A 24,945-nucleotide genomic window follows, 5' to 3' on the forward strand; every position below is an offset into this window, starting at 1 on the left:
GGGACGACCGCCTCCCAGCAAAGCCGCACGCGAGCGCGCTCTCAAATCGCGCCGTAGCGAGCGTGCGGCTCGATCGGCCGGCCCGTTACCCCATCTACGATTCCGTAATGACGGGAAATTGAAAGCTGTACGACACCCCCGCTCTGGCAAGATGCCGCCATTGTCCGCACAATCCGCATCATTTCGCCACCGGGATTGCCGATGAAACTACGACGTTGCTTTCCGCGTTCCTGCTGTCGTCACTGCCCGCCATCTCACACGCGGCCGAGATCACCGGCATTCCAAAAATCCGCGAGGGCGATCAGCTCCAGATCGGTAATACCCGCATTCGCCTCGGCGGCATTGCCGCGCCTGCCGTCGATCAGCTCTGCCTCAACACGAGGGCTGAGCGCTGGACCTGCGGCGTCGCCGCGCGCGACGAGTTGATCAAGCGCTTCGGCGGCAAGAGTTGGACCTGTCACACCCGCGCCGTTGCGGATCGCCGCGGCCGCATGGTGGCGCGCTGCGAGGCCGACGGCGAGGACATCCAGAAATGGCTGGTGTCGAATGGCTGGGCGCTGGCGCTGACGCGCCTCTCGCGCGACTACGAGGCGGACGAGAAGGCCGCGCGCGAGGCCAAGGCCGGGATGTGGCAGGGCGCGTTCATCGCGCCGTGGGACTGGCGCATCCGCAACAAGAAGACCACCGTTCTCGGCGCAGTCCAGCCGCCGGAGAATGCCCGGGCGGTCCTCTTGGCCTCGGCATCCGGACCGGTGGCGCCTTCGCCCGACTGCACCATCAAGGGCAATGTCAATCGGTCCGGCGAGTGCATCTATCACCAGCCGACGAGCCGCTGGTATGCGAAGATCGAGATGAAGATATCAAAGGGCACGCGCTGGTTCTGCTCGGTCGAGGAAGCCGAAGCCGCCGGTTGTCGGGAGACACGGCGGTAGTGGTGCTCTTCAACCTCGCCCCGCTTGCGGGGAGAGGTCGGATTGCGAAGCAAGCCGGGTGAGGGGGTACAGGTATTTCGGCGATCTTATAGGCGGAGAGAGGCCCCTCACCCCAACCCTCTCCCCGTGAAGAACGGGGAGAGGGAGAAGTCCGGCAACACTTCCCGACCCCCACGAGCGTAACGCGTGCCAGATCAACCAACTGAAAAACGATTGCGGCGGCACCGGCGCGGCGGAATGCGGCGGGCGGCGATGCTCACGCTCGTCGTCCTCGGCGGATACGGCCTGCTCGCCTATCTGGTGCTGCCGGGCTTCTGGACGCACTACGAGCATCAGCGCGGGCTGACCAGCATGCCGATGGTGACGCGCACCGCGCAGGGCATTCCCGGCGATCCCATGAATGTCGGGTTGATCGGAGACCAGCGCGACGTGGTCTGCGCCATGCATGCTGCGGGCTGGTATCCGGCCGACCGGATCACGCTGAAATCCTCGATCGAAATCATCGGCAGCGTGCTGCTCGACAGGCCGTATAAGGAGGCGCCGGTGAGCAATCTTTATTATCTCGGTCGCCGCGAGGATCTCGCCTATGAAAAGCCGATCGGGAGCAGCGCCGACCGCCGCAACCATGTGCGCTATTGGAAGGTGCTGGAAAGCGGCGAGGAAAAGCGCCCGGTCTGGCTAGGCGCGGCGACGCAAGATCGCGGCGTCGGCGTCAGCCGATACACGGCCGCGGTCACGCACCACATCAGCCCCGATCTCGACGCCGAGCGCGCGCTGCTTGCGGCTGATCTGGAAAATGCCGGCATGGTGGAAGCGAAATACCAGGTCACCGGCATCGGGCCGACGATCGCAGGGCGGAACGGCGGCGGCGACGCCTATTACACCGACGGCGAAATCTGGGTGCTGCGGCTGGTCGAGGCTTGCCGGAAGCGCGAGGGACCGGCGGTGACGATTCCGAGCCCGCCGGCGACCGAATTGAAGGACCAGATCTGGCGCGCGATCGCCAATGCGGTAGGGAAATAGGCTGCGCCGTCATGGTTGGGCGCGGAGCAATGAGAGCAATCAACTCTTTTTGCGGCTCTGGATTGCTCCACTGCGCTCGCAATGACGGCTGCGATCCAATATTGTGTCGCCCAGATCTCCAACACTTCGACTTCGCGTATTACCCATAAGGAAAACCAACAAATGACCGTTCGCGCGGGCCGGGAATTTCTGGCCATCCCCGGACCTACCACCATGCCCGACGAAGTGCTGCAGGCGATGCATCGCCCGGCGCTCGACATCTATTCCGACCAGATGCTGGAATTGACCGACAGCCTGCTCGCCGATCTCTCAAAGCTGTTCGCCACCAAAGGCAAATCCTACATCTACATCGCCAACGGCCATGGCGCGTGGGAGGCGACGCTTTCCAATGTGTTGTCGCGTGGCGACAAGCTGCTGGTGCTGGAAAGCGGACGCTTTGCGATCGGCTGGGGGCAGGCGGCGGCTGCGATGGGCGCCGATGTCGAGGTGCTCAGGGGCGACTGGCGCCGCGCGATTCGCGCGAGCGAGGTCGAGGCGCGGCTGCGGCAAGACAAGGACCACACCATCAAGGCGATCGTCGCCGTGCAGGTCGATACGGCGTCCGGCGCCTATAACGACATCGAAGCGATCGGCAAGGCGATCAGATCGACGGGGCATCCGGCGCTGTTCATGGTCGATACCGTGGCTTCGCTCGGCTGCATGCCGTTCGAGATGGACGCGTGGGGTATCGATGTCGCGATGTCCGGCTCGCAGAAGGGCCTGATGACGCCGCCGGGCTTAGGTTTTGTCGCCGCCAACGACCGCGCCCGCGAGGTGCATAAAAAGGCGAACCTGCGTACGCCCTATTGGGACTGGACCGAGCGCGAGGGCAGCGAGCATTACCGCAAATATGCCGGCACCGCGCCGGTGCATCTGCTCTTCGCGCTGCGCAAGGCAATCGACATGCTACAGGACGAAGGACTGGAAAACGCATTCCAGCGCCATCGCCTGCTTGCCGAAGCGGTGCGCCGCGCGGTCGCGGTCTGGAGCGAGGGTCAGGTGATCGGCTTCAACATCGCGGAAGCCAATGAGCGCTCCAATACGGTGACGACGGTGACGATAAACGGCCACGATCCGGCCGCGCTGCAGCGCTACTGCAAGGAGAAATGCGGCGTGGTGCTCGGGACCGGCATCGGCGATTTGTCCGGCCAGGCTTTTCGTATCGCCCATATGGGCCATGTCAATGCGCCGATGATTTTGGGCACGCTCGGCGTCGTCGAGGTCGGCCTCAACGCGCTGAACATTCCCCACGGCAAGGGCGGAACCGAAGCCGCAATCGAGTATCTCGGGGAGAACGTGGGGGCGTAAGTGCCCCCCGCATCTCTTGTAGGATGGGTAGAGCGAAGCGAAACCCATCACTACAGACCACTGGTCGCGGCTGATGGGTATCGCTTCGCTCCACCCATCTTATGGGACCGACACACCGCAGCCCGTGAAAGCGGCACGCGACGTCTCTCACAATGTGAAATCCTGCGCCCGTGCGCAATCGCGTATGAGGCGGACGACATCGTTTCCCAATCCACTCCCTTTCCCATCCCGTTTTTGTACGTATACTTGGCATACCAAGCCGGGCGCTGATCCGTGCAAGAACAAGAGTGGGAGTGAAGCGATTGGCGTCCGTTGATTTGCGCGGCCTGACCAAGCGATTTGGCTCGCTTGCGGTGGTCGATAACGTCTCCCTGAAAATCGATCACGGACAACTGGTCTGCCTCCTGGGGCCGTCGGGCTGCGGCAAGACCACCACGCTGCGGCTGATCGCGGGCTTTCTGGAACCTTCCGACGGCGAAATCCATGTCGGCGAGCGGCTGGTGTCGTCGCGCGCCCGCACGCTGCCGCCCGAGCAGCGCAACATGTCGATGATTTTTCAGAGCTACGCGCTGTGGCCGCACATGACGGTGACGGAGAACATTGTCTACGGCCTGCGCCTGCGCAAACTCGACCGTGACACCATTGCGAAGAAGCTCGCAGCGATCCTCGCCACCACAAAACTCGAGGCACTGGCGCAGCGCTATCCCGGCGAGCTCTCCGGCGGGCAGCAGCAGCGCGTGGCGCTGGCGCGCGCGCTGATCGTCGAGCCGGAGACGCTATTGCTCGACGAGCCACTCTCAAATCTTGATGCGAATTTGCGCGAGGAGATGCGGTTCGAAATCCGCCGCCTGCACGACGAATATCGCTACACCACGGTCTACGTCACCCACGACCAGTCCGAGGCCATGACCACGGCCGACCTGATCGCGGTCATGAACGGCGGCAAGATCGACCAGCTCGGCACGCCCGAAGACATCTACGCACGGCCGGAGTCCGAATTCGTCGCCCGCTTCATCGGCGCCAGCAATGTCATCAAGGGCACCGCGCGCGACGGCAACCATCTTGCCTTCGCGGGCGCGACGCTGAAGGTGGTCGGCGCGCCGCTCACGGCAGGCCAGGACGCCGTTGTCGCGATCCGTCAGCACGATATCGGGCTTTCGACGCAGGCGCCGGCTTCACCAGAGAATGCGATCAAGGCAGTTGTCACGCGGCAGGTCTATCTCGGTGCCAACAGAGACTACATGGTCGAGGTGGCCGACGGCAGCAGTTTGCGCGCCACCACGCCGACCGACACCAACGTGCAAAAGGGCAGCGAGGTCTGGCTGACGCTGCCCCCTGAGCGCTGCCGCGCGCTGAGCCGATAAGCAAGAAACGAGACGGGAGAACGCGATGAGAGGACGAAAGCTTTCAAGACGCGACGTCCTGCAAGGCTCGGCGGCGCTGGCGGTCGGTACGGTATTCGCCTCCCCTGTCCGCGCCCAGGCGCCGGAGCCGGTCGCGATCACGCCGGCATTGGTGGAGGCGGCGAAGAAGGAAGGCAGACTGATCTTTTATTCGTCGATGGACCTACCGGTCGGCGAAAAGCTCGGCAAAGCGTTCGAGGCGGCCTTTCCGGGCGTAACCATCCAGATCGAGCGCTCCGGCTCGGAGCGACTGTTTCAGCGCATCGACCAGGAATTTGCGAGCAATATTCGCGCCGCCGACATCGTCAACTCCTCCGACGCCTCGCACTTCATCAGTTGGAAGAAGAACGGTTGGCTGATGCCGTTCGTGCCCGAGGACGTCGCAAAGTATTTTCCAGAAGGCTATCGCGACCCCGACGGCATGTTCGCGACCTCGCGGATGTGGCTGTCGTCGATCGCCTACAACACCAATCTCGTCAAACCGGAGGACGCCCCGAAGAGCTTTGCCGACCTGCTCGACGCCAAATGGGCGGGCAAGATGGTCAAGGCCCACCCGGCCTACAGCGGCACCATCATGACCGCGACGTTTCAGCTCGTTCGCGAACTCGGCTGGGAATACATGGAAAAACTTGCAAAACAGCGCGTGATGCAGGTGCAGTCGTCGACGGATCCGCCGAAGAAACTCTCGCTCGGCGAGCGCGCCGTGATGGCCGACGGCAATGAATACGGCATCGTGCTGTTGAAGGAAGCCGGCCAGCCGGTCGAGCCGGTGTACCCGAGCGAAGGCACGCCGACGATTTCGGGACCGACCGGCATCTTCAAGACCGCGCAGCATCCCAATGCCGCGAAGCTGTTTCAGGCCTGGCTGCATACGCGCGAGACGCAGCAGTTCTTTGTCGACTTCAGCGCGCAATATTCGGTTCACGCGCAGGTGCAGTCGAAGCCGGGACGGCGGAAGATTTCCGACATCAAGCTGATGAAGGAGGATGCCGAGGGGGTGGAGAAGATGACGGAAGAAATCAAGACGCGCTATGCACGGCTGTTCAGGGTTTGAACTTTCTCTCCCCTCATGGTGAGGAGGCGCCAACGGGTCCGCGCGAAGCGCGGCCCGATGACAGGCTCCGCGCCGTCTCGAACCATGAGGCCAATATCGTGCCATTCATCCTTCGAGACGCGGCTCCGCCGCTCCTCAGGATGAGGGAAACATTTGGCTCGTGAATCGCATGACCACCACCACCAACAACAACCCAAAAACCCGCCTCGACCTCACCCGCCCCATCCTCTGGCTGTTTGCCGCTTTCATGATCGTGCTGATCGTGCTGCCGCTGTCGTGGCTCATGGTTTTCGCATTCACGGACAAGGCGCGGCATCCGACGCTGCAGAATTTCGTCACGCTGTTCACCGACCCCGCTTTCCTCGATCCATTGCTGACGACCGCAATCATTGCCACGACATCTGCGGTGATCTGCTGCCTGGTCGCCGCGCCGATCGGCTGGCTGGTGTCGCGCACGGACATGCCGGGGCGTCAGTTCATCCGCGCGCTGGTGACGGCTTCCTTCGTAACGCCGCCGTTTCTCGGTGCTGTTGCCTGGGAACTGCTGGCGGCGCCCAACAGCGGCATGCTGAACCAGCTCTATCGTCATCTCACCGGCGCCGAAGATCCCTTGTTCGACATCTATTCGCTGACCGGGCTGATCTTTGTGATCTCCTGCTACACGTTTCCATTTGTGTTCGTGCTGGTCGCCAATGCGCTCGACAACATGCCGGGCGAACTGGAGGACGCTTCCGCCATTCTCGGCGGCAAGGCCTGGACCACGGCGCGGCGCGTCACAATTCCCCTGGCGCTGCCAGCGCTGGTCGCCGGCGCGCTGATCGCATTCCTGCAGGCGATGACGCTGTTCGGGTCGCCAGCAATCCTGGCACTGCCGGCCGGCTTCCACACCATGACGACGAAGATCTGGAGCCTGTTCCAGTATCCGCCAAAGCTCGAACTCGCGGCAGCCGCCGCCGTGCCGCTGCTGGTGCTGACGATCCTGCTGCTGCAGGGCCAGAAATTTTTGCTCGGCCGCCGCGGCTACTCCGTGCTCGGCGGCAAATACGGCCCGCCGCGGCCGATCGAAATGGGGCTATGGCGCTGGGCCGCGCTGGCATTCTGCCTCCTCGTGCTGCTTAACCCGGTGTTCCTGCCCTATTTCGCGCTGCTCAACGCGGCGTTCTCGCCGAACGCAACCACGCTGGTGACGCCGTCGACGGCGACGCTGCATAACGTCGTGTTCGTGTTCACCGAATTGTCGTCGACCCAGCTTGCCCTGAAGAACACGGTGATCCTGGGCGCATCGACGGCGACGATCGGCACGATCCTCGCGCTCATGGTCGCCTATGTCACGACGCGCCGCGTGATCGCAAGCCATCGCATGCTCGGCTTTCTCGCGACCGCCCCGGTTGCCGTGCCCGGCATCGTGCTCGGCGTCGGACTTTTCTTGAGCTATACGCGACCGCCGTTCGTGCTCTACGGCACGCTGTGGATTCTGCTGCTGGCATTCCTCACCATCAATTTGCCATCGGCCTATCAGCAATTGCAGGCGGCGTTTGCGACCATTCATCCCGAATTGGAGGACGCCAGCCGCATTCTCGGCGCGACGCGGTTGCAATCACTGCGCCAGATCACCGCGCCCTTGTTGCGCACCGGCGTAATCGCGACCTGGTGCTTCATCTTCATCGGCGTGATGCGGGAGTTATCCGCCGCGATCGTGCTGTTCACCTCGCAGACCAAGGTGCTGTCGGTTTTGATTTACGACCTCAACGAAAGCGGCGACCTCGCTGCGATCTCGGTGCTCGGCATTGCGATGCTGGTGATCACGTTTACGGTAGTGCTCGCGGTCAACCGGATCCCGATGTTCGGCGGCGGCGCCGCGGCGAGGTTGCGGAATGGTTAGATTTATCTGCCCGTCATTGCGAGGAGCGCAGCGACGAAGCAATCCATATTTGTTTTGCGGGCAGATGGATTGCTTCGCTTCGCTCGCAATGACGCTCCCGCATCTGGTAATCCACCACATTCACCACGATATAGAGGCTCTATCCTGGAGCTATACGAGGACCGTGTGACCCAAGCCGCCGCCAAGAAACCTGCCCTCTCGCCACCGACCGCGCCGCGCCGGCCGCACTCCTTCACCAGGCATGGCATCACGGTGACCGACGACTATGCCTGGCTGAAGGACCCGAAATGGCAGGAAGTGCTGCGCGACCACTCGATCCTGGATCCGGATATCCGCAACTATCTGGAAGCCGAAAACGACCACACCGAAAGCCTGCTTGGCCACACCGCGCCCTTGCAGAAGAAGCTGGTCGCGGAAATGCGCGGACGGATCAAGGAGGACGATTCCAGTGTGCCGTCGCCGGACGGCCCGTTCGCCTATTTGCGAAAGTTCCGCGAGGGCGGGCAGCATGAAATGTTCGGCCGCACGCCGCGCGACGGCGGCGATGTCAAAATCGTGCTCGATGGCGACGCCCTCGCCAGGAACCACGAGTATTTCAAGTTCGGCGGCGCGCGGCATTCGCCGGATCATAAATTGCACGCATGGAGTGCCGACACCAAGGGCTCGGAATATTTTTCGATCCGCGTGCGCGACTGGGAGACGGGTACCGACCGCGACGACCTCGTCGAGGAGACCGACGGCGGCATCGTCTGGAGCAAGGATTGTCAAAGTTTCTTCTATGTAAAACTCGACGACAATCACCGGCCGATGCAGGTGTGGTGGCATAAGCTTGGCACCAAGCAGGCTGACGACACGCTGGTTTATGAGGAGCAAGACTCCGGCTGGTTCACCCATCTGCACGAGAGCTCTTCCGGGCGGTTCTGCGTGATCGCCGGCGGCGATCATGAGACGTCGGAACAGCGGCTGATCGATCTCGCCAATCCCGAAGCGCCGCCGCGGCTGGTGGCGGCACGCGAAGAAGGCGTGCAGTATTCAATCGCCGACCGCGGCGATGAATTGTTCATCCTCACCAATGCGGATGACGCGATCGACTTCAAGGTCGTGACCGCGCCGCTCGCTTCGCCCGAGCGCGCCAACTGGCGCGATTTGATCCCGCACCGCGCCGGCATCTATGTGCTCGATGTCGAACTCTATGCCGGCCACATGGTGCGGCTGGAGCGCGCCAATGCGCTGCCGGCGATCATTATCCGCGATCTCGGTAACGGCGAGGAACATGCCATCGCCTTTGACGAGGCGGCGTATTCGCTCGACACCATGGGCAGCTACGAATTCGAGACCACCAATCTGCGCTTTTCCTATTCGTCGATGACGACGCCGTCGGAAGTCTATGACTACGACATGGCGACGAGGGCGCGGGTGCTGCGCAAGCGGCAGGAAATTCCGTCCGGGCACGACCCGGCCGACTATGTCACGACGCGGATCATGGCCGCGTCGCATGACGGCGCGCTAGTGCCGGTCTCGATCCTGCACCGCAAAGATCTGGTGCGTGACGGCAGCGCACCGCTGTTGCTCTACGGCTACGGCTCCTACGGCATGGCAATGCCAGCCTCGTTCTCAACCAACCGGCTGTCGCTGGTCGACCGCGGTTTTGTCTATGCGATCGCGCATATCCGCGGCGGCGCGGACAAAGGCTGGGGCTGGTATCTCGACGGCAAGCGCGAGAAGAAGACGAATTCATTCGACGATTTCGCCGCCGCGGGCCGCGCGCTGATCGAAGCAAAATACACCAGCGCCAAGCGTATCGTCGGCCATGGCGGCAGCGCCGGCGGCATGCTGATGGGCGCAGTTGCCAACCGCGCCGGCGAACTGTTCGCCGGCATCGTCGCCGAAGTGCCGTTCGTCGACGTACTCAACACCATGCTCGACGACACGCTGCCGCTGACGCCGCCGGAATGGCCGGAATGGGGCAACCCGATCGAAAGCGAAAAGGATTTTCAGACCATTTTGTCGTACTCGCCCTACGACAATATCGCGGCGAAGGAATATCCGGCTGTGCTCGCGATGGGCGGCCTGACCGACCCACGCGTTACCTATTGGGAGCCGGCGAAATGGATCGCGCGGTTGCGCGCGACCATGACCGGTGGCGGGCCGGTGCTGCTGCGCACCAACATGGGTGCCGGCCACGGCGGTGCGTCGGGCCGCTTCAACCGGCTCGATGAAGTCGCGATCGCCTATGCGTTTGCGCTGTGGGCGGTGGGGCTGGTGGAGAAGGGCGAGGTATAGCGGTATCGTAGCTCGGATGGAGCGCAGCGAAATCCGGGATCTCGCAAGCGGCCAGACTGACCCGGATTGCGCTGCGCCCATCCGAGCTACAGGGCACGAAGTCACCGTCCGTTCTTCTTCCGCCACTCGGCGAAATCGGTCAGCGTTTGCGGATCGGTCGCGGGATAGAGCCCGAAGATGCCGCGGCCGTTCTGGACCTGCTCGGTGACGAAATCCTCGAACGCGGTCATCTCGACCGCCTCGTCCGCGATCTCGTCGGCCAGATGCGCGGGGATCACGATCACGCCGTCGGCATCACCGAGGATGACGTCGCCGGGAAATACCGGCGCATCGCCGCAACCGATCGGCACGTTGATCTCGATCGCCTGATGCAGCGTCAGATTGGTCGGCGCGCTCGGGCGGTGATGGTAGGCGGGGAAGCCGAGCTTGGCGATCTCGGCGGAATCGCGAAAGCCGCCGTCGGTGATGACACCGGCGCAGCCGCGCTGCATCAGCCGCGTCACCAGAATGGCGCCGGCGGACGCGGCGCGCGCGTCTTTGCGGCTATCCATCACCAGCACCGCGCCAACAGGGCAATCCTCGATCGCCTTGCGCTGCGGATGGCTGCGATCGCGGAACACATCGATCTTATTGAGGTCCTCGCGCGCCGGCATGTAGCGCAGCGTAAAGGCCTCGCCGACCAATACCGGTTGATCGGGGCCTAAGGGGCGCACATCCTGGATCATCTGGATGCGAAAGCCGCGCTTGAACAGCGCGGTGGCGACGGTCGCCGTGGAGACGGTTTTGAGTTTGTTGCGAGTGGCGTCGCTCAGTTTTGTCATTGCGTTCTCACTTTCCTCTTTTCGTCATTCCGGAGCGCTCGCGTCAGCGAGCGAATCCGGAATCTCGCGGTTCTCAGGTGCGCAATTGCGCACCATAGTTCGCGCTTCGCGCGCCCCGGAACGACAGCATCCATCAAACCGCCCCGTGCGCTTCCACATACAGCGCATACACCGAGTGGCAGCTCGTCATGTAGAGGCGGTTGTTCTTCGGGCCGCCGAAGGTGAGATTGGCGCAGCGCTCGGGCAGGCGGATGTGGGCGAGCGGCTTGCCGGCGGGGCTGAACACCATCACGCCGTCGAGATCTTCCGGCTTGCCCTTGAGCTGATAGACCCTGCGGCCGCCGACCTCCGTTGGCTCCGACTGCAGCGCGCCGTTCGAGCCCCAGCCGCACCACAGATTGCCGTCGCGGTCGACACGGAAACCGTCGAGCGCGCCCTGGTCCGCGGCGTCGATCAGCTTGGTCTTGTTGCCCACCGTGCCATCATCGTTGACGTCAAAACTCCAGATGCTGCGATTCGGCGTGCCCTTCCATTCCACGACGTAAAGCTTCTTCTCGTCCGGCGAGAACGCCAACCCGTTGGGATTGAAGATGTCGGTGATAACGGCGGTCAGCTTGCCGTCCTTGGTCAGGCGATAGACGTTGGTGGTCGCCTGCTCGGACTTTTCCTTCTTGCCTTCCCACTCGCCATTGATGCCGAACAAGGGATCGGTGAACCAGATGGTGTCGTCGGATTTCACCACGATGTCGTTCGGCGCGTTCAGCCGCTTACCCTCGAACTTGTCGGCCAGCACGGTGATCTTGCCGTCCTTTTCCGTGCGCGTGACGCGGCGGGTGACCGAATGCTCGCAGGTGACGAGGCGGCCCTGACGATCGCGCGCGTTGCCGTTGGCGTAATTGGCATTGGCGCGGAAGACCGAGGTCTGGTTGGTCTTCTCGTCGAACTTCATGATGCGGTTGTTGGGAATGTCGGAGAACAGCAGATAGCCGCCTTCGGGGAAGTAGGCCGGCCCTTCGGCCCAGCGCATCCCGGTCGAGACCTGTTCGACAGTCGAGGAATAGATCCGGTATTTTGCAAAACTCGGATCGAGGATCTGCACGGCCGGATCGGGATAGCGCTGGTTCGGCGCGAACGGGAAGGATTGCGCGCCGGCGGTGCGGGAGAGCAGTGTCGAAGCAGCGGCGGCGCCGGCTCCTGCGAGCACGTTGCGTCGAGTGATGGTCATTGGTCGTCTCCCCTGTGATGCTTTTGTTTGCTGTCGGTTCATAGACAGTCATTGCGAGGAGCGAAGCGACGAAGCAATCCATTCTTTCTTTGTGCCGTGAGATGGATTGCTTCGCTTCGCTCGCAATGACGGAGAGCTAATAGATCGGCGGCTCGCTGACCGGTGCCCCAAATCCGGTCTCCAGAAAATCAAAATCGCAGCCTTCATTGGCCTGTTTGATGTGGCGGGTAAACATCCAGCCATAGCCGCGCTCGTAACGCGGCTCCGGCGCCTTCCATTCGGCGCGGCGCTTTGCGAGCTCCGCCTCCGGTACATCGAGATTGATGGTGCGCGCGTTAACGTCGAGCGTGACCTTGTCGCCGTTGCGCACCAACGCCAGCGGGCCACCGATATAGGATTCCGGCGAGACGTGCAGGATACAGGCGCCGTAGCTGGTGCCGCTCATGCGCGCATCCGACAGTCGCACCATGTCGCGGACGCCCTGCTTCACGAGTTTCGTCGGGATCGGCAGCATGCCCCATTCCGGCATGCCCGGCCCGCCCTGCGGGCCGGCATTGCGCAGGATCAGCACGTGATCGGCCGTGACGTCGAGATCGGGATCGTCGATCGCTTTCTTCATCGAAGGATAATCGTCGAATACCAAAGCGGGCCCGGTGTGCTTGAGGAAGCGCGGCTCACAGGCGCTCGGCTTGATCACGCAGCCATCAGGCGCGAGATTGCCCTTGAGCACCGCAAGCGCGCCCTCCTTGTAGATCGGATTCTTGACGGTGCGGATAACGTCGTCATTGTAGACTTCGGCCCGCGCGATATTCTCGCCGAGCGTCTGGCCGGTGACTGTCATGGCGTCGAGATGCAGATGCTGCTTGATGCGGCTCATCAGGCCCGGCAAGCCACCGGCATAGAAGAAATCTTCCATCAGATATTTGTCGCCGCTCGGGCGCACATTGGCGATCACGGGCACCTTGCGGCTGGCCTTCTCGAAATCGTCGAGCCCGATATCCTGGCCCGCACGGCGCGCCTGCGCGATCAGATGGATGATCGCGTTGGTCGAGCAGCCCATCGCCATTGCGACCGTAATCGCGTTCTCGAAGGCTTTTCGGGTCTGGATCTTCTCCGGCGTCAGGTCCTTCCACACCATTTCCACGATGCGGCGGCCGCATTCCGAGGCCATACGGATGTGGCCGGCGTCGGCGGCGGGAATCGAGGACGCGCCCGGCAGCGTCATGCCGATCGATTCAGCAATCGCCGTCATGGTGGACGCCGTACCCATCGTCATGCAGGTGCCGTAGCTGCGGGCGATGCCGGCCTCGACGTCGACCCAGTCCTTGTCGGAAATTTTGCCGGCACGCCGTTCGTCCCAGTATTTCCAGGCGTCCGAGCCGGAGCCCAGAGTCTTGCCCTTCCAGTTGCCGCGCAGCATCGGCCCGGCCGGCAGATAGATGGTCGGCAGGTTCATGCTGGTAGCGCCGAGCAAAAGCCCCGGCGTGGTCTTGTCGCAGCCGCCCATCAGCACGACACCATCGACGGGATGGCCGCGCAGCAATTCCTCGGCATCCATCGCCAGCATGTTGCGGTAGAGCATGGTGGTCGGCTTCAGAAACGATTCCGACAGCGACAGCGCCGGCAGCTCCATGGGGAAACCGCCCGCCATCAGGATGCCGCGCTTAACGTCGTCGACACGGCTCTTGAAGTGCATGTGGCAGGGCTGCGCATCCGACCAGGTGTTGAGGATCGCAATCACCGGCCGACCCTTCCATTCTTCCGGCGCGTAGCCCATCTGCATGGCGCGCGAGCGGTGGCCGAAGGCGCGGAGATCATCAGGCGCGAACCAGCGCGCGCTCCGGAGATCCGCGGGGTTCTTCTTGTTGCTCATGACTGCGTACCCCATTTCTGGACGGTGTTGCGCTCGATCGTGCGAAAGATCAGGTTCTCCACGATCAGGCCAATGACGATCACGGTCAACAGGCCGGCGAACACGGCCGGGATATCCAGAAGGTTACGGTTCTCGAAAATGAACCAGCCGAGGCCGCCCTGCCCCGACGACACGCCGAACACGAGTTCGGCCGCGATCAGCGTACGCCAGGCAAACGCCCAACCGATCTTCAGGCCCGTCAGGATCGAGGCGAAGGCTGCGGGAATCAGGATGCGGAACACGTAGGGCAATCCGCGTAGGCCGTAATTGCGGCCGACCATGCGCAACGTGTTCGACACGCTCTTGAAGCCCGAGTGGGTATTGAGCGCGACCGGCCACAGCACCGAATGGATCAGCACGAACACGAGGCTGCCGTTACCAAGGCCAAACCAGATGAGCGCCAGCGGCAGCAGCGCAATCGCCGGCAGCGGATTGAACATCGCCGTGATGGTTTCGAGGAAATCCGTGCCGATCCGGGTCGAGATCGCGAGGATCGTGAAGATGGCGGCGAGCGCAATGCCGGCGGCATAGCCCATGAACAGCACCTTCAGCGACGCCCAGGCACGCATGGGAATGGTGCCGTCGCGCACCTTGTCGAACATCGTGACGATGGTGTCATGGAAGGTCGGAAACAACAGCGGATTATTGAGGACGGTGCCGTAGATTTCCCAGGCGCCCGCGAGGAAGATGATGATCACGGCCTTGCGGACAAAACCGTCGTTCCACAACAGCTCCAGCACCGTGAGCTTGCGCTCGACCTCGGCCGGTATCGCCGCCGTCAGTTCGGCGGCGTCGCGCAGCAGGATTTTTGCCTCGCCCATCGCGCTCCCCTCAATGTGCCGTTGCATGATCGGCGAACAGCAGATCGTGGATCTGTTTCTCCAGCCGGGCAGCACTGCCGTCCTCGCTGGAAAGCCGGTCGACATCAACGACCTCGGCCTTGACCCGGCCGGGATGCGGCGACAGCAGCAGGATTCGGTTGCCGATCTTGATCGCTTCCGCGATCGAATGCGTCACGAACAGGACGGTGAATTTGGTTTCTGCCCAAAGCTGCAGCAATTCGTCCTGGCAGGTGCGCCGCGTCAACGCATCGAGGGCTGCGAACGGCTCGTCCATCAGCAGGATGTCCGGCTCCATCGCCATGCCGCGCGCGATCGCGACGCGCTGCTTCATGCCACCGGATAGCGTGTGCGGATAGGCATCGACGACGCGGGTAAGGCTGACTTTTTCGATATAGGCTCGCGCCCGCGTCTCCGCTTCCTTGCGCGGTAATTTTCGCGTCATCAACAGCGGAAACATCACGTTTTCCAGCACCGTTTTCCACGGCAGAAGCTGGTCGAACTCCTGGAAGATCATCATGCGGTCGGCTCCGGGCTCGGATATTTCCCGGCCGGAGATCCGCATCTTGCCTTCGCTCGGTTTCATATAGCCGCCGACGGCTTTCAACAGGGTCGACTTGCCGCAACCGGAGGGGCCGAGCAGCACGAAACGATCGGAACGATCGACCGTGAAACTGACCCGCTCGGTCGCGGTCACGACCGCGCTCGAGGTCTTGTAGCGCAGCGTTACGTCACTGACGTCGAGAAGCGCGGCCATGTCGATCAATTACCCTTCAGGTCGTGCGCGACCGGCAGGTAATAATCTGTCCATGCCTTGGGCATGGTCTTCAGCGTGCCGACCTTGAACAGGTGGGCGGCGAACTTCATGGTACCCTGCGGCTGCAGGTTCCATTCCATCATGCCGGGCTCCTTCAGCCACGCCAGCAAATCCTCGACGCTGGTCTTGTCACCCGTGACTTCCTTGTAGATATCGACCGCGGCCTTGGTGTCGCTGCGGATCAGATCCTGCGCTTCCTTGGTGGCGTCGCGCACGGCCTGCACGATCTTCGGATTGGCGTCGGCGAATTTGGTGGTGGTGAAGAACTGCGCCTGGCTGAGCGGCCCGCCCATTACGTCCGGCGACGACAGCACCACATGCGCGCCGGGGACGTTCTTGAGTTCGAGGAAGGTGAACGGCGGGATCGCAAAATGATTGCGGACCTCGTGCTGCGCATTGGTCATCGCCACATAGGCGTCGGGATGCCCGAGTTGCACCGTGCTGGCGTCGAGCTTCGACCACTGGTCGGCGCCGAAGATCTCGCTTGCCGCGATCTGCAGCACGATCGCCTGCGTCGAGACCTTTACGGTCGGCACGGCGATCTTGTCGTTCGGACCGAAATCCTTGATCGACTTGATATTCGGATCGCGACTGATCAGCGTCATCGGCTGCGCCGATGTGGCGACGATGCCCTTGACGCCGCCGCGGGTGCGGTCCCACAGCAATAAGAGATTGCCGGTCCCGGTGTTGAGGATATCGACGCTGCCGGCCAACAGCGCGTCGGTCTGTGCGCCGCCGCCGCTCAAGTTGATCCATTTGGTGGTGACGCCTGCCGCGCCGAGGGAAGCTGCGTGCTTCTCGATCAGCTTGCGTTTTTCCATGATGTGCGAAGGCATGTAGAAAATGCCCGGCTGCCGCGACAACGAAATCTCCGTTTTCTGCTGGGCCGCGGCCTGAGAGCCCGGCAGCACCATGGCAAGTGCCGCGACGGCGCCCGCGCAGGCGCTCCACATTCTATTTCTCACTGTGCATCTCCTCCGGCGTTTCATTGACGCTCCGACGGAAATGCACTAATGTATTAGTGCATTTGAAGCAAGCGCCTTTCTGAGGCCGGTTCGTTCGATGGCTGCATCCCAGATTCTTTCTCGCCGGGCCGTCCCGCGTTCCGCCGATCGGCTCGATCGCGATCGTCAGGCCGCACCGCAGGTGTTCGAGCGCCTGCGCGGCATGATCATTTCGCTGGAGCTGCCGCCGGGATCGCCGCTGTCACGCGCCGCACTGGCCGGACAATTCGGGGTGAGTTCGACGCCGATCCGTGATGCGCTGATGCGGCTCGAGGAGGAAGGGCTGGTCGACGTCTTTCCGCAATACGCCACGGTGGTCAGCCGGGTCGACGTGCGGCTGGCGCAGCAGGCGCATTTTCTGCGGCAGGCGGTCGAGCTCGAGATCGTCCGCATAGTGGCGATACGCCATGACGAAGCCTTCGCCGCAGAGCTCCATTCGATTATCGTTCGCCAACAGCAATTCGCGAAAGCTGGCGACTTCGAAAAATTCATGGCCGCCGACAACGAGTTCCATGCCAAGCTCTACGCCGCCACCGACAAGCAGGACATCTGGTCATTGGTGCGCAGCCGCAGCGGACATATCGACCGGCTGCGCCGGCTGCATCTGCCCTCCCCTGGCAAGGCGCAAGATATCCTGCGGCATCACAAGCTGATTGCAAAAGCGATCGAGGCCGGCGAACCCGAAGCGGCGCAGAAGCACCTGCGTACCCATTTGTCGGGCACACTGAGCGAACTTGACCAAATCCGCTCCCGCTATCCGGAATATCTCAGCAACTGATCTCGGCTAACTACACGCATGCGCGCAAGAACCGAATCATACTCGCATGCCCCGGGGTTCCGTCTTTATCTGCCCGGCAACATGCCCATGCCGGCATTTTGTAGCGGCTTTTGACTGCCCAACCGGAACGTTCCTGCCGCGGGAGCAGTTGCGGCAACACGCGGATTCGGCAAAACTCGCAACCTGCCGTTGATTTGATTCCAGCGGGGCCCGGAGAACCTTTTACCTTGGCAAAAATACTCGTCGTGGATGACGATGTGGCGGTCCAGATGGCGGTCCGCCTGCTGCTGGAGCGCGCCGGGCATAGCGTGGTCACCGCCGATGACGGGCGGAAGGGCCTGGCATTGTGCAAGAGCGGAGATTTCGATCTGCTGTTCCTCGACATTTTTATGCCTGGAATGGACGGATTTGAAACCATGCGGATGGTTCGCCAACAGCGGCCGCAGATGCCGATCATTGTCATCTCCGGCCGGCCGATCTCGTCCGAAGCGGACTCGGCTCCCGACTTCCTGACCATGGCGACCAAGCTCGGAGCGATTTCCAGTCTGCAGAAGCCGTTCCGGCCGGCCGACCTTCTGGCTGCCGTCACGGGCTGCCTGGAAGCCGCCGAACGTGGCTCGCCGACACGCCCCGCGGTGTTGCGTCCTCCCCGTAATGCACCATAGCATCCGATTCGTCCGGTGGATTGCCGGAGCGGAGCGGGGCGACCGAACACCGACATGACGCTCACAACCAGGCTAGCCATCGCGATGATTGCGTTGGTCGCGATCGCGGTTACCGCGGTCGGATGGCTGAGCTATCACAACCTGGAACAAGCGCTGCTCCTGCGCGCCCGCGACCGCATCGAGACCCATTCGCGGCAGATCGCGACCGACCTTGAATATTACGCGGCGAGCGCGACCGGAGATGTCACGGGCTTTCGTTCCGCAGCGGCGCTGCATGGATTGGTCCGCGCCCGTAGAGCGGGGGGTACAGATCCGGCCGATGGTGTCTCCGAAAAGGTCTGGCGCGACCGGCTAGCTTCGCGTTTCGCGGCCGAACTCGAAGCCAAGCCAGCCTATGCGATGATTCGGATCATAGGACTTGATGACGATGGCCGTGAGCTTGTCCGCGTCGATCGCGCGGGACCGAACGACACGGTTCGGATCGTGCCTGAAGAGGGATTGCTGAAGAGAAATAATCGCAGCTATTTCCAGGAAACGATGCGGCTCCCTCCTGGACAAATCTACGTCTCACCGCTCGATTTGGGTCGCCGCAACGGACTCATCGAAGAGGTGCACAGGCCGACGCTTCGCATCGCGACGCCGATCTTCTCGGACGACGGCAAGCCGTTCGGCCTTTTCATGGTCAATGTCGACATGCGCCGCGCGTTCGACCGTATCAGAGCATCGGCGTGGCCGGGCGAGACGATCTACGTCGTCAACCGGCAGGGCGACTATCTCATTCACCCCGACCGGTCGCGCGAATTCGGCTTGTTGCTCGGCAAACCCAACGATTGGAAAGCTGACTTCCCGCATCTGGCGCCGCAGGCCGGGGCAAAGCAAGGCAGCGCCGATATCGTTGCGGACCAGACTGGGCGGTCCAACGGGATCGCGTTTGCTCCCGCCGTCCTGGCCGGTTCAGAATGGGTTGGGGTCATCGAGACCACCCCGAACGCTGTGATCATGGCCCCCGCTGCCAGCATCCGAAATACCTCGCTTCTGGTCGGGGCGATCGCGGTGTTATGCGCAGCAGTGCTGGCGCTGCTGATCGCGAGGTCGCTGGCCCGGCCGATTGTCCGCCTCACCGAAGCCGTTCAGGGCGTGGCCAAAGGCAAGGCGGCCATCCCGGTCGATGCGCGCGGCGAGACCGGCGTGCTCGCGCGCGCGTTTGCGCACGCGATCGAGGAGGTCAATGCAAAAACCGCAGCGCTCGAACAGGAGGTTCAGGAGCATCGCCGCACCGTAGCTGCGCGCGATCATCACGCCGAACGGGAACGGCTATTCAGCGCAGCAGTCGAATCCTCCAATGACTCCATCATCACGACGTCGCTCGATGGCACGATCACCGGCTGGAATTCGGCCGCCGAGCGGCTGTTCGGGTACACGGCTACGGAAACTGTGGGCAAGAATATTACCCTTCTCGTTCCAATGGACCGGCTGCCCGAGGTGCATGACACGTTGCGCCGGATCGGCTCGGGCGAACGCATCGAACAACATGAAACCGTCCGCCTGAAAAAAGATGGCAGCCGGATCGAAGTCTCGCTCAGCGTCTCCCCGATCAAGGCTCCCTCAGGCACGACCATCGGCATCTCGAAGGTGGCACGCGACATCACCGAAACCAACAAGACGAGGCAGGTGCTGCGGCAACAGACCGAAGAGCTTCGACGTATCTTCGAGACCTCGCAGGATCTGATCATGGTGATGGATTCCCGGGGAATCCTGGTTCAGATCAGCCCGAGTTGCGAGGCCATATTGGGTTATCGGCCGGAAGAAATGATCGGCCGCAGCGGGGAGGACTTCATCCATCGCGACCACCTTGAGACCTCGCGTCAGGAAATGCGTGCAGCACGGCGCGGGCAGCGCCCGAAGATTTCCGATACCCGCTGCATTCACAAGGACGGACGAGAGGTGTGGTTGTCGTGGCTCGGGACATGGTCCGAGCCGGCCAAGCGCTTCTTCTTCGTCGGCCGCGACATGACCGAGAGCCGCCTGGCACAGGAGACATTGCGCGAAAGCGAACAGCTCGCGCGCGGCATTATCGACACCGCGCTCGATGCCTTCGTGCAGATGGACGATCAGGGCATCGTCACCGACTGGAACTCGCAGGCGGAGAAGATATTCGGCTGGTCGCGCACGGAAGCGGTCGGCACCAGGCTGAGCGAGCTGATCATTCCCGACGCCCAGCGCGATGCGCACAAGGTCGGCCTGGAGCGGTTTCTGCGCACCGGCGAGGCCGCCGTCCTCGGCCGCCGCTTCGAAATCGAGGCGATGCGGCGCGACGGAAAGGAAATCAAGGTCGAGCTCAGCATTACCGAGCTTCGGCGGCGCAACGGATTCGTGTTCAACGGCTTCATGCGCGATCTCACCGACAGGATCGCGGCCGAGGACAGGATCCGGCAGGCCGAGAAGATGGAGGCGATGGGACAGCTCACCGGCGGCATCGCGCACGACTTCAACAATATCCTGACGGTGATCACGGGAACGATCGAAATTCTGACTGACGCCGTCAAGGGCGAACCGCAGCTTGCCGCCATCACGCGAATGATCGACGAGGCGGCCTCACGCGGCGCCGACCTTACCCAGCACCTGCTCGCCTTCGCACGCAAGCAGCCGCTGGAGCCGAAGGTAACCGACGTCAACACACTGATCATCGACACGGCGAAACTGCTGCAGCGGACGCTCGGCGAGCATGTCGAGATCGAATCCGTGTTCGAAGACGAAACATGCCCCGCGATCGTCGATCCCAATCAACTCGCCACCGCGATCCTCAATCTTGCCCTTAACGCCCGCGACGCGATGCCCGATGGCGGCAAGCTCATCATCGAAACCGGCTCTGTCATGCTCGACGACAAATATGCGAGGATACACAGCGACGTCCGGCCCGGTCGCTACGCCATGATTGCGGTGAGCGACACCGGAACCGGCATTCCGGCTGCGATGCTCGACAAGGTATTCAATCCGTTCTTCACCTCGAAGGGACCTGGCAAAGGTACCGGCCTTGGGCTGAGCATGGTGTACGGCTTCATCAAGCAATCGGCCGGCCACATCATGATTTACAGCGAAGAAGGCCATGGCACGACGATCAAGATGTATCTGCCGCCGGCCACGGGGGCATTGCCGGCGATCGAGGCTACACTGGCGCCGGCGGTCGAGGGCGGCCATGAAACGATTCTGGTGGTGGAGGACGACAAGCTGGTGCGCGACTATGTGCTGGCGCAACTGCATTCGCTCGGATACGTCACGCTGGATGCGGCGAACGCGACCGAGGCTCTCGCGCTGGTGCACACCGGCCATCCGTTCGACCTGCTATTTACCGACGTGATCATGCCCGGCATGAACGGCCGCCAACTCGCCGACGAGATAGCGAAGGCCAGGCCCGGATTAAAGGTTCTGTTCACCTCGGGCTATACCGAGAATGCCATTATTCATCACGGGCGACTCGACGAAGGCGTATTGCTGCTCGCCAAGCCCTACCGGAAATCGGATATGGCGATCATGATCCGCAAAGCGCTCGCCGATTGATCGCAACGGCGGCGCCTGGATCGAGCGCAACGCCGCGCCGGATCCGGCCTGCCTGCGATCAGTCTTGATCAGCTTTGGATCAGATCTCTTGGATCAGATTTGGCCCTGTCGCTGGGTGGTCATCACAATGCGAACCAGGTCGGCGGCATTCCGCGCGCCAAGTTTCTTCATGATATTCGCGCGGTGGTCCTCAATCGTGCGCGGGCTGATCCCGAGATGCCGCCCCGCTTCCTTGTTGGAAGCGCCGGCGGTGAACTGCTCCAGCACCTCGCGTTCGCGCCGCGTGAGCGGCTCGCGTCCCGGAAAATGCAGGGCCGCGATGCGCGACGGCGCATTCTGCGCCTGCCGGCGAGCATAGGCCTCGATCGCCTCGTCGAGTCTTGCCACGAGTTCGCTGCCGCGAAACGGCTTTTCGATGAAGTCCAGTGCGCCGCTCTTGATGGCGCTGACCGCCATGGCGATATCACCCTGCCCCGAGATCATGAAGATCGGTGCAGGGTAGTCCTCACCATGAAGCTCTTTCAGAATATCGAGGCCGGATTTACCGGGGATATGCACGTCGAGCAGGATGCAGGCTGGCGTCCGTGTTCGTGCAATCGCCAGCAGCGCGGCGCCGTCGGCGAAACAGATAACCTGATAGCCGGCTGCCGACAGCACCATCGAAAGCGTGTCGCGAACGGCAGGGTCGTCATCGACTACAAAAATCTCCCCGCGGGAGGGGGCTTTTTCAGCCATGTTCCATCGTCCATGCGTGGTTGAATGTGACGCACACTCGGATAACGGTATTCAACACCATACCGGACCGTATTTGTACGGGACCGCAGCTTAACGTACAAGTAGCAACGCACACCTAAAAAGTAACTAAGGAGTGCGCTTATGCAAAATGCAGCAGGCGTCGGCGTTGCGCAGGCGCCCTACGACCCGAATGACGCCTACCACGCCGTGGTTTCGGACCTCGTCAGCTTGGTCGAGCACGTCGAGAACAGCCTGCGGCTGATTGAACAAATGATTGCCAAGGAAGTTTCGCCCGGCGCGCCCGAGAGTTCCACCAACGTCATCATGCTTGACGATGTATATTCCAACTACACAAAGGCCGCGGCCGCGGTGCAGGCCTGCGACTTCAATATTGGCATTGCCCTGCGCTCCCTGCTGGATTCCGGCAATGATGATCCATACGCCGCCAGCCTGCCGGCGCTTTCGCTCGTAGAGGCGTAAGGCCGACACGGCGCCGTCTTGCTGGAGCATACGATGTTCCCTCGCCGCAAATTTTCTCCGGGACTTTCTCGCGCCGTTAACCACCTGCTGCGGTCGCTGCCTGGCGTCCGGCATACCACGCCTGCGCCGGACCCGGACGTTGCCACCACGATGGAGAAGCTGGACGCGACGCTGAACAATATGAGCCACGGCCTTTGCATGTTCGGGCCGGACAATCGCCTGCTGCTATAGAACGATCGCTACGTCAAAATGTACAGACCGGCGCCCGACCGCTTGCGCGTCGGATGCACGCTCGACGAAATGCTCGAGGCCCGCAAGGCGGCGGGCACCGCCTATCGCGACCTCGGACAATACGGGTCGAAATTGCTGAAGGCGATGACCACGCGCAGTCCCGACCTGGCCGCGCGATCGGCCTCAGTGCATTGCCTCTTCAGCCTTTGACGACGCGCCTGACTTTTTCTTGCCGTGCTTGCCTCTCAGGAAGCGGATGTCCATTTCCGTGCCGTTGACGCGAACGAGCTCGCACCGGCGATAGGCGAGGCCGGTCGAGGACAAGAGCAGAAAGAACTCCTTGAGATTGAGGCCCTGAATGGAACCTTCCACGGTCAACAAGGCGTCGGTATCCGAGATCGCGTTGAGCTGGCAGTCCCTGCGCCAGGTCCCGTCGATCGCCATGATGCAGACGTCATAGCCCCTGCTGAACGTGACCCGATCTGCGCCCTTGCCGTCCTCCGCCATCGCTTACCGTCCTGCCATCGCCGCGATTTTTGGCATCAGCGGCCCGCCCTGCGGAGATACCGCCCGCGCACCGCTCGGCCGATAGAGGCCGCGCTTGTCCGGGAACGGCTTGAAGACATCCGTCAGGCCGACGACCGTTTCCGCTGCCCCCAGCACCAGGAAGCCATCGCCTTCCATTGCCTTGACGAGGCGGCCAAAGATATTGATCTTGGTATCCTGATCGAAATAGATCAGGACGTTGCGGCAGAAGATGACGTCGAATGTGCCGAGCTGGGAGAAATCGTGCAGCAGATTAAGCTGGCGATGCTGCACCATGCCGCGCAGCTCCGGGCTGATCTGCCATAGTTCGCCGTTCTGCTTGAAATATTTGACGAGCAGCTGAATCGGAAGGCCGCGCTGCACCTCGAACTGGCTGTAGACGCCCGACTTCGATTTTTCGAGCACCTCCTGCGACAGGTCAGTCGCGATGATCTCGATCCGCCAGCCGGCAAGCGCCGCGCCCATTTCCTTCAGCGACATGGCAAGCGAATACGGCTCCTGACCGGTCGAGCCAGCGGCACACCATATCCTGATGCTCCTGCGGCCGGCGCGCGCCTTCAAAAGCTCCGGCATGATCGTATCGCGGAAGTGTTCGAACGGCACCTTGTCGCGGAAGAAGAAGGTCTCGTTGGTGGTCATGGCTTCGACCACCTGGGCGATGATCGATGACGATCCGCCCTTCATTTTCTGCACGAGTTCGCCGATCCCGGAGACACCGCATTTGCGCGACAGCGGAAGCAGCCGACTTTCGATCAGGTATTGCTTGTCTGCGGACAGGTCGAGACCGGAATGATCCTTCAGGAGCTTACGCAAATACTCATAGTCTGGCGGGGTCACGGGAGCCTCTCAAGGGCAAGCGATAAGATTTAGATCGGGCTCTGTTCCGGGAGCGCGACCAGGCCGACTTCCTGGAATTTTGCCGCGACGATCTCCTTGTCGAACGGCTTCATGATGTATTCGTTGGCACCCGCATGCAGCGCGCGCGAGATATGATCCATGCCGTTCTCGGTGGTGCAGAAAACCACCTTGGGCGCGTCGCCGCCGGGCAGTCTGCGCAAATGGCCGAGGAATTCGTAGCCGTCCATCACGGGCATGTTCCAGTCGAGCAGAACTGCCGTGGGCATGGCGTCCTTGCAGGCTTCGAGCGCCTGCTCGCCGTCCTCGGCTTCGGTAATCTGGAAATCCAATTCTTCCAGGATACGGCGCGCGATCTTTCGCACGACGCTGGAGTCATCGACGACAAGACAGGTTTTCATTTTTGGCCTCCTTGCTTGATGGGCAGCGCTACGCTGCAAGGGTTGTTTTCGGGATGATTTCGAGAACGCGATCGACGTCGAGGACGACCATGAGCTGGCCGTCGAGGCGGTGCACGCCGCCGGCGAGCTTGGCGAAGCGGGAATCCAGGTTGAC

23 protein-coding genes and 1 pseudogene are annotated in these 24,945 nt (G+C 62.2%); 13 read left to right on the plus strand and 11 right to left on the minus strand.

Annotated elements, in window-relative coordinates; genetic code table 11:
- The first annotated feature begins 215 nt into the window (after positions 1–215).
- From IVA95_RS13510 to IVA95_RS13540, 7 genes are all read left to right on the plus strand, one after another.
- The gene (locus IVA95_RS13510; protein ID WP_247510930.1) at positions 216–932 is read left to right on the plus strand and encodes a thermonuclease family protein; all 717 of its coding nucleotides are present in this window, start codon (positions 216–218) and stop codon (positions 930–932) included.
- A gap of 252 nt (positions 933–1,184) precedes the next feature.
- Positions 1,185–1,955 carry an LssY C-terminal domain-containing protein gene (locus tag IVA95_RS13515; protein WP_247510931.1) on the plus strand — a complete coding sequence of 257 codons (771 nt, stop codon included), beginning with the start codon at positions 1,185–1,187 and terminating at the stop codon, positions 1,953–1,955.
- Positions 1,956–2,117: 162 nt separating this feature from the next.
- Positions 2,118–3,302 carry an aminotransferase class V-fold PLP-dependent enzyme gene (locus tag IVA95_RS13520; protein ID WP_247510932.1) on the plus strand — a complete coding sequence of 395 codons (1,185 nt, stop codon included), beginning with the start codon at positions 2,118–2,120 and terminating at the stop codon, positions 3,300–3,302.
- Between the two features lie 293 nt (positions 3,303–3,595).
- Positions 3,596–4,666: an ABC transporter ATP-binding protein gene (locus IVA95_RS13525; protein WP_247510933.1), complete on the plus strand. Its 1,071-nt coding sequence runs from the start codon at positions 3,596–3,598 to the stop codon at positions 4,664–4,666.
- Between the two features lie 25 nt (positions 4,667–4,691).
- Positions 4,692–5,759: a substrate-binding domain-containing protein gene (locus tag IVA95_RS13530; RefSeq protein ID WP_247510934.1), complete on the plus strand. Its 1,068-nt coding sequence runs from the start codon at positions 4,692–4,694 to the stop codon at positions 5,757–5,759.
- Positions 5,760–5,928: 169 nt separating this feature from the next.
- Positions 5,929–7,641, plus strand: coding sequence for an iron ABC transporter permease (locus IVA95_RS13535; RefSeq protein WP_247510935.1), 1,713 nt, complete (start codon positions 5,929–5,931; stop codon positions 7,639–7,641).
- Positions 7,642–7,806: 165 nt separating this feature from the next.
- Positions 7,807–9,924 (plus strand): S9 family peptidase, encoded by a 2,118-nt coding sequence (locus IVA95_RS13540; protein WP_247510936.1) that lies wholly within the window; start codon positions 7,807–7,809, stop codon positions 9,922–9,924.
- A 101-nt stretch (positions 9,925–10,025) separates the two neighbouring features.
- Here IVA95_RS13540 and IVA95_RS13545 read toward each other — a convergent pair whose 3' ends face one another.
- The 6 genes from IVA95_RS13545 to IVA95_RS13570 all read right to left on the minus strand — a co-directional run bounded on the left by IVA95_RS13545 (position 10,026) and on the right by IVA95_RS13570 (position 16,452).
- Positions 10,026–10,745 carry a ribonuclease activity regulator RraA gene (locus IVA95_RS13545; protein ID WP_247510937.1) on the minus strand — a complete coding sequence of 240 codons (720 nt, stop codon included), beginning with the start codon at positions 10,743–10,745 and terminating at the stop codon, positions 10,026–10,028.
- A gap of 133 nt (positions 10,746–10,878) precedes the next feature.
- Entirely contained in the window at positions 10,879–11,970 is a 1,092-nt protein-coding gene (locus tag IVA95_RS13550) for an SMP-30/gluconolactonase/LRE family protein (RefSeq protein WP_247510938.1), read from the minus strand.
- Between the two features lie 136 nt (positions 11,971–12,106).
- Positions 12,107–13,843 (minus strand): L-arabinonate dehydratase, encoded by a 1,737-nt coding sequence (araD, locus tag IVA95_RS13555; RefSeq protein ID WP_247510939.1) that lies wholly within the window; start codon positions 13,841–13,843, stop codon positions 12,107–12,109.
- A complete protein-coding gene (locus IVA95_RS13560; protein WP_247510940.1) occupies positions 13,840–14,703 on the minus strand; it encodes an ABC transporter permease in 864 nt (287 codons plus the stop codon). The genes araD and IVA95_RS13560 overlap by 4 nt, the downstream gene beginning before the upstream one ends.
- A 10-nt stretch (positions 14,704–14,713) precedes the next feature.
- Positions 14,714–15,478: an ABC transporter ATP-binding protein gene (locus IVA95_RS13565; RefSeq protein WP_247510951.1), complete on the minus strand. Its 765-nt coding sequence runs from the start codon at positions 15,476–15,478 to the stop codon at positions 14,714–14,716.
- Positions 15,479–15,483: 5 nt separating this feature from the next.
- Complete coding sequence (locus IVA95_RS13570) at positions 15,484–16,452, minus strand: ABC transporter substrate-binding protein (RefSeq protein ID WP_247510952.1); 969 nt, start codon at positions 16,450–16,452, stop codon at positions 15,484–15,486.
- A 148-nt stretch (positions 16,453–16,600) separates the two neighbouring features.
- On the opposite strand from IVA95_RS13570, the gene IVA95_RS13575 reads away from it, so the two are divergent.
- The 3 genes from IVA95_RS13575 to IVA95_RS13585 all read left to right on the plus strand — a co-directional run bounded on the left by IVA95_RS13575 (position 16,601) and on the right by IVA95_RS13585 (position 21,543).
- Positions 16,601–17,320, plus strand: a complete 720-nt coding sequence (locus IVA95_RS13575; RefSeq protein ID WP_247510941.1) for a GntR family transcriptional regulator — start codon at positions 16,601–16,603, stop codon at positions 17,318–17,320.
- Positions 17,321–17,547: 227 nt separating this feature from the next.
- Complete coding sequence (locus IVA95_RS13580; protein ID WP_247510942.1) at positions 17,548–17,985, plus strand: response regulator; 438 nt, start codon at positions 17,548–17,550, stop codon at positions 17,983–17,985.
- Positions 17,986–18,039: 54 nt separating this feature from the next.
- Positions 18,040–21,543: a PAS domain S-box protein gene (locus IVA95_RS13585; protein ID WP_247510943.1), complete on the plus strand. Its 3,504-nt coding sequence runs from the start codon at positions 18,040–18,042 to the stop codon at positions 21,541–21,543.
- 93 nt (positions 21,544–21,636) lie between these two features.
- Here IVA95_RS13585 and IVA95_RS13590 read toward each other — a convergent pair whose 3' ends face one another.
- Complete coding sequence (locus tag IVA95_RS13590) at positions 21,637–22,278, minus strand: response regulator (protein ID WP_247510944.1); 642 nt, start codon at positions 22,276–22,278, stop codon at positions 21,637–21,639.
- Positions 22,279–22,419: 141 nt separating this feature from the next.
- Here IVA95_RS13590 and IVA95_RS13595 point away from each other — a divergent pair, with 141 nt between their 5' ends.
- From IVA95_RS13595 to IVA95_RS13605, 3 genes are read left to right on the plus strand one after another with little or no spacing between them, the layout of a single operon-like run.
- Positions 22,420–22,758, plus strand: a complete 339-nt coding sequence (locus tag IVA95_RS13595; protein ID WP_247510945.1) for a hypothetical protein — start codon at positions 22,420–22,422, stop codon at positions 22,756–22,758.
- Between the two features lie 33 nt (positions 22,759–22,791).
- Entirely contained in the window at positions 22,792–22,989 is a 198-nt protein-coding gene (locus tag IVA95_RS13600; RefSeq protein ID WP_247510946.1) for a hypothetical protein, read from the plus strand.
- Positions 22,990–23,007: 18 nt separating this feature from the next.
- Positions 23,008–23,199, plus strand: a complete 192-nt coding sequence (locus IVA95_RS13605; protein ID WP_247510947.1) for a hypothetical protein — start codon at positions 23,008–23,010, stop codon at positions 23,197–23,199.
- Here IVA95_RS13605 and IVA95_RS13610 read toward each other — a convergent pair.
- The 4 genes and pseudogenes from IVA95_RS13610 to IVA95_RS13625 form a co-directional block, all read right to left on the minus strand.
- Positions 23,173–23,496 carry a PilZ domain-containing protein gene (locus tag IVA95_RS13610; RefSeq protein ID WP_247510948.1) on the minus strand — a complete coding sequence of 108 codons (324 nt, stop codon included), beginning with the start codon at positions 23,494–23,496 and terminating at the stop codon, positions 23,173–23,175. The genes IVA95_RS13605 and IVA95_RS13610 overlap by 27 nt on opposite strands.
- Positions 23,497–23,499: 3 nt before the next feature.
- Complete coding sequence (locus IVA95_RS13615) at positions 23,500–24,372, minus strand: protein-glutamate O-methyltransferase CheR (protein WP_247510949.1); 873 nt, start codon at positions 24,370–24,372, stop codon at positions 23,500–23,502.
- A gap of 29 nt (positions 24,373–24,401) precedes the next feature.
- Entirely contained in the window at positions 24,402–24,791 is a 390-nt protein-coding gene (locus IVA95_RS13620; protein ID WP_247510950.1) for a response regulator, read from the minus strand.
- Between the two features lie 28 nt (positions 24,792–24,819).
- A pseudogene (locus tag IVA95_RS13625) lies at positions 24,820–24,945 on the minus strand (chemotaxis protein CheW); the annotation flags it as partial.

This window comes from Bradyrhizobium sp. 157 (assembly GCF_023073815.1).
Classification (GTDB): domain Bacteria; phylum Pseudomonadota; class Alphaproteobacteria; order Rhizobiales; family Xanthobacteraceae; genus Bradyrhizobium.

Excerpts from the sequence above, each read along its gene's own strand:
- IVA95_RS13515 (WP_247510931.1), top strand. The coding sequence starts at position 1,185 with ATGCTCACGCTCGTCGTCCTCGGCGGATACGGCCTGCTCGCCTATCTG.
- IVA95_RS13520 (WP_247510932.1), top strand. The coding sequence starts at position 2,118 with ATGACCGTTCGCGCGGGCCGGGAATTTCTGGCCATCCCCGGACCTACC.
- IVA95_RS13530 (WP_247510934.1), top strand. The coding sequence starts at position 4,692 with ATGAGAGGACGAAAGCTTTCAAGACGCGACGTCCTGCAAGGCTCGGCG.
- IVA95_RS13535 (WP_247510935.1), top strand. The coding sequence starts at position 5,929 with ATGACCACCACCACCAACAACAACCCAAAAACCCGCCTCGACCTCACC.
- IVA95_RS13545 (WP_247510937.1), bottom strand. The coding sequence starts at position 10,745 with ATGACAAAACTGAGCGACGCCACTCGCAACAAACTCAAAACCGTCTCC.
- IVA95_RS13550 (WP_247510938.1), bottom strand. The coding sequence starts at position 11,970 with ATGACCATCACTCGACGCAACGTGCTCGCAGGAGCCGGCGCCGCCGCT.
- araD (WP_247510939.1), bottom strand. The coding sequence starts at position 13,843 with ATGAGCAACAAGAAGAACCCCGCGGATCTCCGGAGCGCGCGCTGGTTC.
- IVA95_RS13560 (WP_247510940.1), bottom strand. The coding sequence starts at position 14,703 with ATGGGCGAGGCAAAAATCCTGCTGCGCGACGCCGCCGAACTGACGGCG.
- IVA95_RS13565 (WP_247510951.1), bottom strand. The coding sequence starts at position 15,478 with ATGGCCGCGCTTCTCGACGTCAGTGACGTAACGCTGCGCTACAAGACC.
- IVA95_RS13570 (WP_247510952.1), bottom strand. The coding sequence starts at position 16,452 with ATGGTGCTGCCGGGCTCTCAGGCCGCGGCCCAGCAGAAAACGGAGATT.
- IVA95_RS13575 (WP_247510941.1), top strand. The coding sequence starts at position 16,601 with ATGGCTGCATCCCAGATTCTTTCTCGCCGGGCCGTCCCGCGTTCCGCC.
- IVA95_RS13585 (WP_247510943.1), top strand. The coding sequence starts at position 18,040 with ATGACGCTCACAACCAGGCTAGCCATCGCGATGATTGCGTTGGTCGCG.
- IVA95_RS13590 (WP_247510944.1), bottom strand. The coding sequence starts at position 22,278 with ATGGCTGAAAAAGCCCCCTCCCGCGGGGAGATTTTTGTAGTCGATGAC.
- IVA95_RS13595 (WP_247510945.1), top strand. The coding sequence starts at position 22,420 with ATGCAAAATGCAGCAGGCGTCGGCGTTGCGCAGGCGCCCTACGACCCG.
- IVA95_RS13600 (WP_247510946.1), top strand. The coding sequence starts at position 22,792 with ATGTTCCCTCGCCGCAAATTTTCTCCGGGACTTTCTCGCGCCGTTAAC.
- IVA95_RS13605 (WP_247510947.1), top strand. The coding sequence starts at position 23,008 with ATGTACAGACCGGCGCCCGACCGCTTGCGCGTCGGATGCACGCTCGAC.
- IVA95_RS13610 (WP_247510948.1), bottom strand. The coding sequence starts at position 23,496 with ATGGCGGAGGACGGCAAGGGCGCAGATCGGGTCACGTTCAGCAGGGGC.
- IVA95_RS13620 (WP_247510950.1), bottom strand. The coding sequence starts at position 24,791 with ATGAAAACCTGTCTTGTCGTCGATGACTCCAGCGTCGTGCGAAAGATC.